The sequence below is a fragment of the Bradyrhizobium sp. HKCCYLRH3059 genome (assembly GCF_051168035.1).
Taxonomy (GTDB): Bacteria; Pseudomonadota; Alphaproteobacteria; order Rhizobiales; family Xanthobacteraceae; genus Bradyrhizobium.
On record NZ_JBNPUF010000009.1, the window covers coordinates 47,003 to 61,050 of the forward strand.

General features: G+C 64.8%; 17 protein-coding genes. 5 read left to right on the forward strand and 12 right to left on the reverse strand.

Features of this window, described 5'->3' with window-relative positions; translation table 11 throughout:
- Positions 1-41 precede the first annotated feature (41 nt).
- Positions 42-437, reverse strand: a complete 396-nt coding sequence (locus tag ACQR13_RS26155; RefSeq protein ID WP_315717679.1) for a hypothetical protein — start codon at positions 435-437, stop codon at positions 42-44.
- A gap of 146 nt (positions 438-583) precedes the next feature.
- On the opposite strand from ACQR13_RS26155, the gene ACQR13_RS26160 reads away from it, so the two are divergent.
- Together ACQR13_RS26160 and ACQR13_RS26165 are read left to right on the forward strand one after the other, a co-directional pair.
- Positions 584-2,176, forward strand: coding sequence for an acyltransferase family protein (locus ACQR13_RS26160; RefSeq protein WP_434863386.1), 1,593 nt, complete (start codon positions 584-586; stop codon positions 2,174-2,176).
- A gap of 130 nt (positions 2,177-2,306) precedes the next feature.
- Positions 2,307-2,519: a hypothetical protein gene (locus tag ACQR13_RS26165; protein ID WP_315717677.1), complete on the forward strand. Its 213-nt coding sequence runs from the start codon at positions 2,307-2,309 to the stop codon at positions 2,517-2,519.
- A 75-nt stretch (positions 2,520-2,594) separates the two neighbouring features.
- Here the strand turns inward: ACQR13_RS26165 and ACQR13_RS26170 are convergent, their stop codons facing one another.
- Positions 2,595-2,834 carry a hypothetical protein gene (locus ACQR13_RS26170; RefSeq protein ID WP_409999270.1) on the reverse strand — a complete coding sequence of 80 codons (240 nt, stop codon included), beginning with the start codon at positions 2,832-2,834 and terminating at the stop codon, positions 2,595-2,597.
- Positions 2,835-3,290: 456 nt separating this feature from the next.
- Between ACQR13_RS26170 and ACQR13_RS26175 the strand changes: the two genes are divergently transcribed.
- On the forward strand, positions 3,291-3,476 hold the full coding sequence (locus ACQR13_RS26175; protein WP_315752594.1) for a hypothetical protein: 186 nt from the start codon (positions 3,291-3,293) through the stop codon (positions 3,474-3,476).
- 158 nt (positions 3,477-3,634) lie between these two features.
- Positions 3,635-3,829 carry a hypothetical protein gene (locus ACQR13_RS26180; RefSeq protein WP_315827831.1) on the forward strand — a complete coding sequence of 65 codons (195 nt, stop codon included), beginning with the start codon at positions 3,635-3,637 and terminating at the stop codon, positions 3,827-3,829.
- A gap of 66 nt (positions 3,830-3,895) precedes the next feature.
- Here ACQR13_RS26180 and ACQR13_RS26185 read toward each other — a convergent pair whose 3' ends face one another.
- The 4 genes from ACQR13_RS26185 to ACQR13_RS26200 form a co-directional block, all read right to left on the reverse strand.
- Entirely contained in the window at positions 3,896-4,342 is a 447-nt protein-coding gene (locus tag ACQR13_RS26185; protein WP_315827830.1) for a host attachment protein, read from the reverse strand.
- Between the two features lie 70 nt (positions 4,343-4,412).
- Positions 4,413-4,826: a DUF3775 domain-containing protein gene (locus ACQR13_RS26190; protein WP_315752592.1), complete on the reverse strand. Its 414-nt coding sequence runs from the start codon at positions 4,824-4,826 to the stop codon at positions 4,413-4,415.
- Between the two features lie 202 nt (positions 4,827-5,028).
- Entirely contained in the window at positions 5,029-5,493 is a 465-nt protein-coding gene (locus tag ACQR13_RS26195) for a hypothetical protein (protein WP_315752591.1), read from the reverse strand.
- 114 nt (positions 5,494-5,607) lie between these two features.
- A complete protein-coding gene (locus ACQR13_RS26200) occupies positions 5,608-6,318 on the reverse strand; it encodes a hypothetical protein (RefSeq protein ID WP_434863387.1) in 711 nt (236 codons plus the stop codon).
- Positions 6,319-6,540: 222 nt separating this feature from the next.
- On the opposite strand from ACQR13_RS26200, the gene ACQR13_RS26205 reads away from it, so the two are divergent.
- On the forward strand, positions 6,541-6,924 hold the full coding sequence (locus ACQR13_RS26205) for a VOC family protein (protein WP_315827827.1): 384 nt from the start codon (positions 6,541-6,543) through the stop codon (positions 6,922-6,924).
- Positions 6,925-6,940: 16 nt separating this feature from the next.
- Here ACQR13_RS26205 and ACQR13_RS26210 read toward each other — a convergent pair whose 3' ends face one another.
- The 6 genes from ACQR13_RS26210 to ACQR13_RS26235 all read right to left on the reverse strand — a co-directional run bounded on the left by ACQR13_RS26210 (position 6,941) and on the right by ACQR13_RS26235 (position 13,978).
- Entirely contained in the window at positions 6,941-7,402 is a 462-nt protein-coding gene (locus ACQR13_RS26210; RefSeq protein ID WP_315752605.1) for a hypothetical protein, read from the reverse strand.
- 120 nt (positions 7,403-7,522) lie between these two features.
- Positions 7,523-10,204, reverse strand: coding sequence for a PAS domain S-box protein (locus ACQR13_RS26215; protein ID WP_316165437.1), 2,682 nt, complete (start codon positions 10,202-10,204; stop codon positions 7,523-7,525).
- Between the two features lie 113 nt (positions 10,205-10,317).
- Positions 10,318-11,121: an NUDIX hydrolase gene (locus tag ACQR13_RS26220; protein WP_315717667.1), complete on the reverse strand. Its 804-nt coding sequence runs from the start codon at positions 11,119-11,121 to the stop codon at positions 10,318-10,320.
- Between the two features lie 2 nt (positions 11,122-11,123).
- Positions 11,124-12,077: a dihydrodipicolinate synthase family protein gene (locus tag ACQR13_RS26225; RefSeq protein WP_316170850.1), complete on the reverse strand. Its 954-nt coding sequence runs from the start codon at positions 12,075-12,077 to the stop codon at positions 11,124-11,126.
- Between the two features lie 75 nt (positions 12,078-12,152).
- Entirely contained in the window at positions 12,153-13,031 is an 879-nt protein-coding gene (locus ACQR13_RS26230) for an SDR family oxidoreductase (RefSeq protein WP_316170851.1), read from the reverse strand.
- An 86-nt stretch (positions 13,032-13,117) separates the two neighbouring features.
- Positions 13,118-13,978 carry a MaoC family dehydratase gene (locus tag ACQR13_RS26235; protein ID WP_316187172.1) on the reverse strand — a complete coding sequence of 287 codons (861 nt, stop codon included), beginning with the start codon at positions 13,976-13,978 and terminating at the stop codon, positions 13,118-13,120.
- Positions 13,979-14,048 lie beyond the last annotated feature (70 nt).

Consider the following 14,048-nt stretch of genomic DNA (forward strand, 5'->3'; position numbering starts at 1 on the left):
CACATTCTGGTGTTTACATTTCAGGCGAAGCCGGGCGCCGCTCAGCGGCTGACTTGTTTCCGAAGCATCTGCATCGCACGCTTCATCGCTGCGGACCGGATGAACGAGCCGAGCACGAATCCGGTAAAGCTGCTCTCCTTTCCGGAATCGACAATCTCCCCGCTCATCGTGACCGTGTAGTAGCGACCCATCGGGTGCATGGTCACCGTCAGCCCCTTGCGCAGGACAATGCCTGCAATTGCAATGTCCTCGGTCAGTTCGACCTCTACTTCGCCAATCGACACCAGCGCTCTCCAGCACGGGATCGTACCGTTGAAAAAGAAGGTCACCCAGGTGCTGTCATTCGTGTCGAACGTTGCAGCCACCTGCGCATTGCAATTCGTCGTCAGCTGGGTGTTGACGGTTTGATCGGTGAGCTGAGATGGCGCAGCGGGCAAGGCGGCTTCCGTCCTCGTTCAAGCGCTCAGCGTCATGCAAAATGACCAGCCGGAGGGTGACAAATAACTAGCCGCCGCCGGTTTGCGAGTCCATTTGCAATCCGGTCCCGGCCCCCGCCCGGACGGGGGCTCCGCATCCCACGCAGGTGCGACCATGGCCCTGGCCGTCACCTCCCGCGGATCGAGGAGTCCCGGCGGCTTTTCGCAACAGGCACGATCCGCTGCAGGAGCTGCTCTACCCGGATTTCTTCAAACTCTGTCGGCCTGTTGCCCAGCCCTCTCGCCGATCGCGTGCCGCGCCGGGAAACGCCTCGACCGTTGGCCGCCGATGCCAAGGCTATTTTTTCTTTATTTTTCAGTTCGTTGACAGCAAGTGCAACGCCGCCACGGCGGACGTCGGAGCGATCACGGTGCAGAGTCATCTCTGGCCTGAACGCCAGATCGTCGCTCGAGCGGGCGGCAATCCCGTCTCCGGCCGGCGTCGGGTTGCCTCCAGGCCCTGCTGTTTCTACAACAGCCGGAGCGCCTCCCAAGCATCAGGACCATCCCTCAAAGTGAACGAGCAACGCTTCATCGGCTCGCTGACCGGCTTACGCTTCGTCGCGGCCGCAACGGTCGCCGTCGGCCATGGCGCCCCGTCGTTGGCGCAAGGCCTGCTGCCCGAGCTCATCGCACAAGTCAGCAGCATCGGAATGACAATGTTCTTCGTGCTGAGCGGATTCGTCCTGTGGCTCAACTATGCCGCGCGCTTCCAGTCGCAACCGCTCGGAAGCGCTCTTCGCGAATTTGCCATCGCGCGCTTCGCCCGGCTCTACCCCATGTACGCCGTGATTACGCTCGCAGTCGTCGCATACGTCGCGATCGCGCGAGGTCTCTCGGCCCCGTCGCTCGGCTTCATCCTCACGATGACGCAAGCCTGGTTTCCCGTGCAGAACGGCACCATGCTGGTCGCAGTCGTGCCGTCGCTGCAGCACCTCTGGTCCATCAGCGTGGAGCTGTTCTTCTACCTGCTGTTTCCATTCGTCTGCCTGCTGTTTGCAGCCGTCGTCCGGCTGCCCACGATCATCTGGATCGCGCTGGCGAACATCGTGACGTTCGCGCTGACGATCGCGGCCGCCTTCACCTTCGGCGATGCGTTGCTACGGGCCGCCGCGCCGAGCCTTACGCAAAACGGGATGCAGTGGCTGACCTACTACTCTCCCTATCTTCACATCGCTCAGTTCCTGGCCGGCTGCCTTGCCGCCATGATCTACAGGAACCGCGCGGATGCCGGCGTCGGTGATCGGGAGCGACGCTGCGTGAGGCTCCTGTTCTGGCTTTCGCTGGCGAGCCTCATCTGTGCGCCTGTGCTGCTGTTTCTGCAGCCTCGTCTGCCCGGCTGGTCGTTCGCGATCGAACTTGCCGTACGTCTCATCGAGATCTCAGGATTTTCGATCGTCTTCGTCGCAGCCAGTCGGTACGGTCATGCCGCTTGGCTGTCGTCCAGAGCCCTGATCATTGGTGGCGAATGCAGCTATTCGATCTATCTGCTGCATCCCTTTCTCATTCGGCTTGCGATGATCGGAAAGTCAGATGCTCCTGGCGCTCTTGAGCTCGCGCTGCGGCTCGGTCTGTTCGTTGCGATTGCGACGGCGATGGCCTGGGTCACCTACATGCTCATCGAGGCGCCCTCGCGAACATGGTTACGGAGAGCCTTCGGCACCAGCGCACCGCGCGACGTGATCCATAGCCCGGTCTGAGCGCGCCGGGTCATCGGCCGGCCCGTTGCTTCGCGGTGCCCTTCTACCAGCGGTTTATTCGGACCATTTTGCACGAATTTAACATGATTGCCGCCAATCTCAGGCCTCCGGAACGGCAAGGGATGCAACGATGATTGTTGAGATCAAGGCGATGTGCGAAGCCAACGGGACCGTCCTTGCGACAACGAGCTACGACGATACCAACGAACGGGCGCGGGCGGTCGCGGTCATCGCCTTGCTCGAACAGGTGCTGGCGCATTCGGAGACCGCTGGGGATCAGCGCCTGTTCACTTTGGACGTCTCGCCCGTGTCGCCAACGGCAGCAGCTTCGTCTGCCTCCTGATACAAGGCACGGCAAGGCTCGCGGCAGCCGGCAGTCCGATCCACGCCCCCGCGCCGATGATCAGCCATCGTATGTTCACCTGCTGACACAGGCCTTCGCCTGTTTGCTCCATTTGAACGCGGTTCCGCACGGCGGCCTTGGCCGAGCGCCCGCAGGGCATTCGTTCCACACCGGCGCTCCTACCTCCCAACCATTCACGACGCAGCCGCCATTCGGCGCGACGTGGCACCCAGGGCCGCAGGACTCATTGGCGACCAACCGGCCCGCCCCTGCCGCAAGGCCGGTCAGCAGCACAACCCAAAACATCAGCCTCATCGCTTCGCTCCATTGGCTCTGAGGCGACGAGCCCCTGCGACCGCGCCCCAGCGGAAACCATGAAGGTGCCAAACCGTTCCTCCGACTGTCCCCGCCTGCTCGGGCTGAGATTTCGTCGGAGATCGTCGCCGCCAGCCTGTGACGAAACACCGCGCCGCCACCACACTCCAGCCCTACTACGCGCACGACTGCGCCATATCCGTGCACGGGAATGGGAAACCATGTAGCGAGAAGGTTTTCACCATGTTGGGCGATGATTGCGCAGCCTGGGCGAGCCGGAAGCGAAAAAGTCACCTCTCCACGCCAGTTGATCAAGGCGTTGGGGCGCGCGCGCTTAGAAACGTGACGAGCCAAACAACATCAGGAGCCGGCGGCACGAACTGCCGGCCAGCCTTGGATCGTCCGGATGCGTGCCGGACGGGCCGTGGCGAATGCAGGGAGCGATAGATCGACATCATGACACGAAAGCTTTCAGTCCGCGAAGTCATCGCCAGATCCTATCCCAGTTGGGACTATGCCATGGCGGACCGGTTGATCGCATGGCTCGATCATTGCGGTTACGAGATCGTGGAGAAGAAGCCGGAGCGCACCGCGGCTCTCGTGACCGATGACGCGCGGCCACACCTGATCGGCGCTCGATGAATGGAGCCCCTTCCGCCGGGGCGCTGTGAACGATCGGCGCTCCTCAAGTGGCAGCGCTCGGGCGGCGCAGGAACTGCGCATCCCGTTCTGGGGTTCAAGATGACAAGACCAACGCTCGACGTTTCATCGAGCACCATGAGATCAGGGAAGGATCACCAATGTCTCGCAAGCTCACACCACGCCAGGTCATCGCACGCTCCTACCCGACCTGGGATTACGCCATGGCCGATCGCCTGATCGCTTGGCTGGATGATTGCGGCTACGAGATCGTCGAAAAAGGAGCTGCGCACCTGGGCGCAAGCTTGGTGCCTGCTGCGCCGGAATCGACACCGTCGCATGAAAGCACACATTGATCCCGTCGCGGTCACCGAGACCGCGAACAGGGTCTCCGGACAGTCATTGGCATGAGAAAGCCCGACTCAGGCGAGCAGTTGTTTTTCGATTTCGTAGACCGGAAGCTTGACCAGATCCTTGTGGACCTCGCCATGCAGCGCCTTTCGTACCGCGTCGGAATAGTCGGCGCGGATGATCCCGAGCGCGCGCGGCGACGCCACCATCGTGACGGCTTTGGTTTCGCCTGAAATGACAGCATGATGCAGGCGATCAGCAAGCTGCTTGAGAAAGGCGCGCTCAGCCTGATCATGCCAATCCGTCTGATCCACTGAACTCCGAGCATTGCCGAATGACTGCTGCACCGAGCCGGGAGCGTCGGTGCCCTGAGCGCTCGTGCGGTCGTTCTCCTGCTCACGGACCTCTTTGGTGTGCAGGTTCGGAAACATGCTGTCACCGACGTTCTCGAGGATCAGCGCCTTGCGCCCGTCGCACACGACGATCCAATCACCGGTTCCGACCTTCATCTTGTCCATGAGATTACTCCATCATCCGAATTGCAGCGAAGAATGTGCTGGCGAGCCCATCGGGAGAAACTGCCCCCAGCTATATGCCTTCTTCGAAATCTTCCAAGGAAAGGCCGAACTCCGAGAGAGCCTCCTCCAGATAGTCGCCGAGCATCGGAGTTTCGATCAGGTACGTCGCGGTGCGATTGTTGTGCGCCTGAGCGGCCTGCGCACGAAGCTCATCCCAATTGTCCAGCGAGCCGTCGCCCCGGCCCAGCCACATCAGCGTGACCAGATCGATCTGTTCGTCGACATTGAGGCCCCTGATGAAGCTGACGAGCTCCGACCTGTCCGTGTTCAGGCCCCGCCCAGCGGTACCGGGCGCCGCGTCGTCATCTGCCAAATCTGCCAGCAATTCGGGTTCGGTCGCTTCCATTTCGTGCTTGTGGATCTTGGTCACGACGAAGGCGACCTTCTCCGGCGAGATTGAGAGGGTGGGCGTGGTAGTCGTCATTCAGCGTCTCCTGGGTCCCCGGGCAAACGCTCCCAGGTCCCATGCAGAGACGCTAGGCGTTCCGGAAGGAGCGCACTTTGCGCAAGATCAAGGCAGCGTGGCGGCGTGAAAAACGGCGCAACAGCCCGCGCGAGTTCAACCGCCCCGTGGCGCGATTGCAGCGGGACTGCTTGGATCGACCAGGGGCTGCGGGCGATCGATACTACCAGGTCCAATCGAAAGAGCCGACACGCGGCTGCTGCGCGACCAGGATCATCGGTCTGCCCGGATGAGCTCTTGCGGTCCTTCGCTTCTTCACCTCTGCAGCCGGCTTGCCTGTGTCGGCAATCCGCGTCGCGCGAGGCTTCTCGGCGGCCTTCACTGCCGCAACCTGCGGGTTGGCCTCGACGGCGCTCATCTGCGCGAAGGCGTCGCGGGGACTGCTCTTGGCGACTTCTGCTGCAGGCTGCTCCGCCTTCGCGAGCTTCACCGGAGCTGGCGTGGCGATCGAGGTGTCCATCACGATCCGCTCCGGCCACTTTCTCGTGGACTGAATGCGCACCGGGGGAAGATCCGACGCAGACGACAGGCTTGCAGGCAATGGCACGCTGGGAAGCACGGCATCCGCCAGGACGAGCAGCGCCAGCAGAGTTCCACCGACGAACATAAAGTAACGCAGAATGGGCATAATTTACCGCTCCGTCGGCACCTGCGCCGACATCCACCTAACGGAGGATCATGACAGTATGTTCCCGCGTCGAACGCTCGGGTTCAAAGACCGCGGGAGACTAGCGCGACATAATTAGATTTTCGTCGCTGCAACCAGCGCGCATTTGGCCGCGCTGACGTTAACGTTGACGAATCCGACATGGACCGCCACGAAGGTCTTCCGGCTGCGCGACCCGACTTGGCCGGGCACGATCCGTCGGCGGTCGGTGACGTGACCACCGTCCCGCCGGCTGAAGGCGCAGGTGATTTCGATGTCCTTGATTGCGAAACTGTTGGCATTCCGTAGCGTGAAGGTCACCAGCGCCTTCGATCCAAGACCGCCGCGCCGCCAGGACTGGGAACTGATCCGCAGGCCGGACAGAGCCGCCGGGTCGAGCGCAGGGGATGACGCAGGCGGCATCGTCGGCGACAGGCTGGCATTCGCGTCCATGACGTTCCGGCCGGCGCCGACCACGGGGGACGAATCGGGGTGCGGATTGGATGCATCCGCCAGACCGGGCACCACGGGCGAGAGCCGACGCGACGTCTCAGTCCCGTCTTCGTCTCCTTCGTAGCCGCTGCTCGGGGGGGCCGATCCGACCCGCGTGAGGCTGGGGTCGGCCACCTCCTCCTCTTCGACCGACATGATCAGCCACCCGACTGTGCTGAACATGACCAGCGCGAAGATCGCCAACCCCGACACGGCGGCTCCCAAAGGGATGGACGCTCCGTCGCTTCGGCGCATGGCCAGCGACGCCGCGGCATCGGGCTTGCGTCCCAGCAAACGAAAGAGACCCGCGCTCATGTCTGCACCATCGGCTGCCCGGCGGGGGCATCTGGAAGCTTCAATCGGCAAACATCGATAGGGTTGCATGCAAAGCCGACAATTGGAGGGCAGGCCCGGATACCGGTCGGTCGGCCGGGCTGGCGCGGCCGCTGACAGAGCGGTAGACATCCGCACACTTTGCGACACCTCAAGAAACGCCGCCGCGCCGCGGGCGGTTCACTCTTTCGAAAGATCTCGACGATGTTGAATGTCACGTGGGACCACATCCATCTCCGCAGTCCGGACCCGGAAGCCACCGCGAGCTGGCTTCACGACATTCTCGGCGGCGAGATCATCCGCAATCCCGGCCGCATCGACGTCCGGCTCGGCGGTGCCAGCGTGTTCATCGCCAAGGTCGAGCCGGCCGACGGCGTCAACGCGCCGCCGGTGACGCCGCACCAGGGCCTCGATCATTTCGGCCTCACCGTGAAGGACATCGACGCCGCGGCCGCCGAGCTCAAGGCCAAGGGCGTCACCTTCACGACCGAGCCGACCACGATCCGCCCCGGTGTTCGCATCTGCTTCATCCGCGGGCCGCAGGGCATTTCCATCGAGCTCCTGGAGCGCGACAAGAAATACGTCTGACCGCCGCCCCGCACGGCTACGTCATGCTGCCCGGCATGAAGCAGCGAATCTGGAGGCCCTGATAGCCGCGCATCGGCCATACCATGGTGCGGCCGACACGGTTGGGCTCGGTGATGACCGCGTCGTCGGGAACATCGAGCCATTCCCCCTCGATACGGACGCGGTAGTGACCGCCCCTGCTCTCCCAGTCGACATCGCTGACGGCGCTGCCGTCGGCGTCAGAGCAGCATGGGCCCTTGCCGCTGCGCAGACCGTCGAACCATGCCTTGATCTCCGGCGACGAGTTCGCATACTGGCCGCGATCACGCGCCAGTGACGGTGGCGCGGCGAGTGCGATCAACAGCGCCGCACTGCTGACTTGGACAGGCGGCTTCCATCGCGCCACCGCCTGCCGCCTCGAACCCGTGTTGCTGATGTCGGCACGATCAGCGCGATGCGGCCCATGGCCGCGGGACACGATCCATTTGCTCATTTCCATCTGGTCCATCTGGCTCCTGCACCACCCCAGGGTGCGCGGGATGGAAATGCATCAACCGGGCCAGATTTCGATTCGATCTCGGCTTCGTGAGAGTCAATCCGGGGGGTTACGCAGATCTCCCTACTCGGCCGCCTGCTCGAGAGGTGCGACCCGCGGCAGAATGATCTGGATGCGCGTGCCCGCGCCAGGCTCGGAGTCCAGATCGAGCCGCCCGCCAAGCCGGCTGGTCACGATGCTGTAGACGATGTGAAGGCCCAGGCCGGTGCCGCCCTGGTCGCGGCGCGTCGTGAAGAAAGGATCGAAGGCGCGGCGGCGGACGTCGAGCGACATGCCGCAGCCATTGTCGGAAAAGACGATCTCGACATTGTCGCGGCCGGACTCCCGCGCCCTGATTTCGATCACACCGCTCCTGCCGTCCGGAAACGCGTGCGCGACCGCATTGAGGAACAGATTGGTCAGGACCTGCCCGTAAGGCCCGGGGTAGCTGTTCATCACCAGATCGGGCTGGCAATCCACGTTCACCGTCAGGTTCTGTCTGCGCACACCCGGGCGCAGGCTCATCACCACCTGCTCGGTGAGATCGGCGAGATCGAAGGTGCGCTGATCGGAGTAGTTGCGGTCCGCTGCGACCTGCTTGAACGACTGGATCAGTTCGGCCGCGCGATTGAGGTTGGCGACGAGCTGCCCCGCGGCGCTGCGGCTCATCTCGATGAACTCGTTGAGGCTCGACCGCCGCAGCTCACCCCGCGTGACCGCCTCGCTGAAGCGCTCGGTCTTGCGCTCGAGCGCGGAAGCGACCGTCAGGCTGATGCCGACGGGGTTGTTGACCTCGTGGGCAACGCCGGCGACCATCCGCCCGAGCGCCGCGAGCTTCTCGGCTTCGATCAGCGAGGCCTGGGTGTCGCGCAGGTTCCGGAGCGCCGTCTCGGCGGCCTCCTTGGCCTTGCGCATCTCCAGTTCGCTCTTCTTGCGCTCGCCGATGTCGAGCGCCACCGTGACGATCTTGTCGACCTCGCCGTCGGCGTCGAGAAGCGGCAGCTTGTTGACCAGCCATTGCCGCATGACGTTGCATGAATCGAGGTATTCCTCCTCGTAGAACCCGAGGCCGGCCTTCGTCGCCAGCACGCGCTTGTCGTTCGAGTCCGTCTTGTTCGCGCCGTAGCGCGACATCAGCTCGCCCGTGGTGCGGCCGAGCGCATCCTCGGGCTCGACGTTGAAGATGCCGGCCATGTAGCGGTTCATCAGGACATAGCGCAGCTCGCGATCCTTGACGTTGATCACCGCCGGCACCGTGTCGATGACCTGCTGCAGCAATCGCCGGCCTTCAGCGATCGCGTCCTCGGCGCGCTTCTGATCCGTGATGTCGCGGACCACGCCTTCGTAGCGAACCACCTCGCCGTTCTCATCCCGCACCACCGTGCCGCTGTCGGAAAGCCAGCGGATCTCGCCGGTGCGCCGCCGCACCTGGTATTCGAACTCGCGCACCATGCCGTCGCGCCGCATCAGCCGCTGATAGCGTTCGCGCGCCAGGGGATGGACATAGATCGTATCCGCGATGTCGTTCACGCTCTGGATCAGCTCGCTCGCGGATTCGTAGCCCATGATGCGCGCGAGCGCCGGATTGGCATTGAGCACGAGACCACTCGGTGTGGTCACATAGATGCCGTCGATCGAAGCTTCGAACAGCTTGCGATAGCTCTCCTCGGCCAGCCGCTGCTCGGCCAGCGCGCGGACCGCCGCCTCACGCGCCGCGTCGGCATCCTGCAAAGTCTGCCGGAAGACTTCCGCCGCCCGCGCGATGTCGCCGATCTCGTTCTGAACGTCGGTCTGCGGGATCGACGCCGCCTTTTCGCCCGCCGCCAGCGCCCTGATCGAGCGCGCGATCGAGGCCAGCGGCCGCACGGTGCGCCGGACCACGAAGGACGCAGCGAAGATGCCGATCAGAACGCCCGCCGTGCCGAAGATGATGCTTTGCCATTTCGTCTCCGCCAAGGTGCGGGCGAAGTCGCGCGACAGCACCTTGCCCTGGCTTGCGCTCAGGGCGCGCAGCAACTCGGTGACCCGGCCGATCAGCCGCCCCTCGATGCCCAGCACCTCCTTGTCGAGGCGCGCGATCTCGTCCTCGGTGCCGGCAATGGCGATGATCGCCTCGGCATAGCGGTCGGCGGCCGCACGAAGCGCGCTGTCCTCGATCGGCATTGCGCGCATGCTGCGGGCGGCCTGCTCGGCGCCGGCCGGGTCGCGCGCCAGCAGCGCCGCGCCGACCTGATTCTGCACCTGGAACAAGGCCCGCGCCGTGGCGCGATCAGTCAGGCCGGCGATGGCGTCCTCGAAGCTCTCGCGCGCCGTCGGCAAACCCGACAGCAGCTCGGCACGCCGCGCGATCAGCGCGCTGATGCGGTCGATGCCTTCGCGGTAATTGGCGAGCCGCTGGGCAACGCCGTCGATGGTCGCCTGCTGCTCCGGTGCGAGCTGCAGGCGCGTCTTCTTCAGGAGCGCGCTGAGCTCCGTCGCCGCCTCCATGGCACGGTCGGAGCGCGAGCCGGGATCGGTGACGAAATCGCGCGCCGCGAGCCGCAGCTCGTTCATGCGCTGGTCGATCTCCTCGGCGAGATCGCCGACGCCCTGCAGCCGCTGCAACTCGGCAAAGGTCGAATCGATATGCCGAATGGCGATCACGCTCGCCATGCTGGTCGCGGTGATGACGGCAAGCAGCAGCAAAAAGCTGCCAAAGATCATCCGCCCGATCGTCATCGATCGGAGGCTGCTGCAGGCCGTGTCGAGGTCCGGTAATCTACTCATGGGATCCGATGGTCGGAACCGCACTATATACGAGCCGCTGGGCGGCCAAATGAACATATAGAGAACAATTTTCGTCCGCGCATCATCCGCCGGACGAAAAATAGCCTGTGCGGTTAACCGGCCGCACCGAACTCGAACACCTCCCCATCATAGCCCGCCTCGCGCGGAATGCGCAGCTGGCGACCGCCCTCGGCGGTCTTGGTCATGACCGGCATCACGGTGACGATGTCCATGTCCCGCGCCGCCGCCAGGGCGTCGGCCACCGCGGGCTGCTTGCCGAGCCGGATCAGGTTGCGCGTGGTCGGGAACGGCAGCTTGAACCGGCCGTCCTCGCCGCCGGCCAGCGCCTCGCGCGGCGAGACCCAGACGGAGTCGGTCGATTCCCGGCCGTCATGGGCGCCGAGTTGGTCCGGCGGCGCCGCCGCCAGAAAGAACCAGGTGTCGAAGCGTTTCGGCATGCCCTCGGGCGTGATCCAATGGGCGTAGGGAACGAGCGCATCGAGCGCCAGCACCAGACCGTGAGCTTCCAGAACCTGGAGAAAGCTGATCTTGCCCTCGCACAGTGCCAGACGATGCGCCGCCTCGATGTCGCGAGCGGCAGCGGCATCGATCAGCGCGTCCGATCGGCGCAGCCGCGCCAGCAGGATGCCGCTCTCCTCGAAGGTCTCGCGCACCCCGGCGATGCGGAAGCCGAGCGCCTCGGCTTCAAGACCCTCGTCGCCGGCATAGAGCTCCGGCCTGCCGGCGATCTCCTGATCGCCTCTGTCGACGCTACCGCCGGGAAACACCAGGGCGCCCGAGTTGAACTCGATCTGATGGTGACGCACCATCATGAACACCTCGATCTCGCGCGCGACTGCGCTGTCGCGCAGCAGCAGCACGGTCGAGGCGGGACGGACGGCGGCAGCGTCAGCCATGGTCACTCCGCGGCGGTGGCACGAGGTTGCAGATTGGCACGCGCGTCGTAACGCGCCACGCGCGACAAGAGATAGTCGACCTCGGCCCTGGCCGCGGCCGTGATCGCGGAGGCCGGCCTGCGCTGCGCGCTGGAGGCGATCGCGCCGCGCTTCTGCAGCACGTATTTGCGCACGGCCAGCCCTGCCCCCGGCTGCTGCTCGTAGCGCACCAGCGGCAGATGCGCGTCGAACAGGTCATGCGCGGCGTCGCGCTTGCCCGCCTGCGACAGCTTGACCACGTCGACCAGCATTTCAGGGAAGGCGTAGCCGGTCATGGCACCGTCGGCGCCGCGCTCCATCTCGAAGTCGAGGAACAGGCCGCCATTGCCGCACAGGATCGACAGCGGCCGCAGCGAGCCGTCCTTCTGGAACGCGCGCAGCGTCGAGATCTTCTCCAGGCCCGGCCAGTCCTCATGCTTGAGCATCACGCAGGAGGGGCTGTCCATGACGATCTTGCGGATGACGGCCGGCGTGAACTGGACGCTCAGCGTCAGCGGGTAGTCCTGCAGCACCCACGGAATGTCCTCGCCGATGGCCTCCTGGGCCTGCTTGAAATAGCCCGTGATCTGATCATCGGTGCGCAGGCTCGGCGGCGGCGCGATCATCACGCCGGCAGCGCCCGCATCCATCGAGGCGCGCGCCAGCGCGCGCATGGTGGCAAAACCCGGCGCGGAGACACCGACGATGATCTGCAGGTTCTTGGCCCGCTTGGCAAAGCGCACTGCAACCTGCTCGGATTCAGCGGCGTCCAGTTTCGGCGCCTCGCCCATGATGCCCAGCACGGTGATGCCGTCGCAGCCGGCCTCGGCATAGAAATCGACCAGTCGGTCGATCGAGGCCTCGTCGATGCGACCGTCATCATGGAACGGCGTCGGCGCGATCGCGAAGGTGCCTTTGGCGGCGGCGGTGAGCTTCATCTCGTCTGGTCTCCAATCTCTCTGGCGTCATTCCGGACGCGCCAGGCGCAGGCCCGGAATGACGACCTGAATACATCAAAACCGCCGTGCGGACTTGGCTATATCGGCCTCCGAAAAGAATATCTCCTCTGCATGGGCGGCGATGTCCTCCGCTTTCCACGCCGACGACGGCGGTTTCCAGCCGTCCATTTCCATCATACGCAACTCGCGCACGCCGCGCGGACCGGACACGCCGAGCACTTTGCCGGTCTGATCCCCCGAGAGTCTGCTGACCATGTAGAGCACGGCTGGCGCGATGCCCTCGGGCGTCAGCGCCGCGCCCGGGTTTTCCTTGTAGCGCGGCAGGTCCGCGGTCATGCGGGTCAGCGCGCCCGGCGCGAGCGTCCACACCCGGATGTTGTACTTGCGGCCCTCGATCGCCAGCACGTTCGACAGGCCCCAGATACCGCCCTTCGCGGCCCCGTAATTGGATTGGCCGAAGTTGCCGATCAGGCCCGAGGTCGAGGAGGTGTTGACGATGACGCCGCCGCCATTGTCGCGCATCCAGCGGAACACGGGAAGCGTGCAGCAGAAGGTGCCCTTGAGGTGCACCTGGATCACCTTGTCCCAGTCGGCCTCGCTCGACTTGGCGAAGGTCTGGTCGCGCAGGATGCCGGCATTGTTGACCAGGATGTCGGCGCGGCCGAAATGGCGGATGGCATCGTCGAACACCGACTGGCCGCCGGCCATGGTCGAGATGTCGGCGCCGTTGGCGACGGCGCGGCCGCCTTCAGCGGTGATGGCCGCCACCACCTGCTCGGCCATCGACAGGTCCGAGCCGGAGCCGTCGCGCGGGCCACCGAGATCGTTCACGACCACCGCCGCGCCCTCGCGTGCAAACAGTTTGGCGTAGGCCTCGCCGAGACCGCCACCTGCGCCGGTGATCAGCGCCACCTTGCCGTCGAGCAGTCCCATGGATGTCTCCTCCTGCGCCGTGTCTTTTGTTGCCCGTCATGGCCGGCCATGACGGCAACTAACAGACGTGCCTCACATGGCAATAATCAACCCAGCACGGTCTTGCCGTTCTTGATCACGGTGACGTTCCGCTCCTTCACCCGCGCCTCGAACGAGATCACGTCGCCGTCCTTCCACAGATCGACCGTCACGGTCTCGCCGGGAAACACCGGCGAGGAGAATCGCGCGGCGTGCTGGCGGAAGGCTGACGCATCGTAGTCGGCGTAGGTCTGCAGCACGGCGCGGCAGGTCAGGCCGTAGGTGCACATGCCGTGCAGAATCGGCCGCGGGAAGCCGGCGCGGCGCGCGAATTCGGGATCCGAGTGTAGCGGGTTGCGGTCGCCGCAGAGGCGGTAGATCAGCGCCTGGTCGGGCCGCGTCGAAATCTCGACGCTGCGGTCGGGTGCACGCGACGGCACCGGATGCGGGTCGGGGATGCCGCCGGAGGGACCGCCGAAGCCGCCGTCGCCGCGGGCGAAGCGCGAGGCCACCAGGGTCGCCAGCGGCGCGCCGCTCTCGTCGCGCAGGATGGTCTGGTGGCGGATCACGGCACCCTTGTCCTTGCCCTTGTCGGACACCGCGAGCACGGAGGAATCCGCGGTGATCTTCGCCGCCACCGCCAGCGGCTTGTGAAAGGTGATGTCGCGCTCGCCGTCGACGACCAGCACGCGGTTCAGCTTCATGTCGCCGGGGCCTGCGCCCCAGGCGGCGACGGAGGCAAAGGTCGGCACCACCTTCAGTGGACGCGGCCCGGCCGTGGCCTCGTTGACGAAGGCAAGCTCCTTCTCGTCCATCGGATCGGCCCCCATGCCGATGCCGTAGGCGTAGAGCATCACCTCGCGATCGGTGTAGGCGTAGTTCTGCCCGATCGCCTTCATCGCCATCAGCTCATCGTAGTTGATCGGCATGTTGCCTCCCCAAACCTCGTTCTTTGTAGGGTGGGAAAAGCGAAGCGTGCCCACCGCCTTTCTTGGTAGA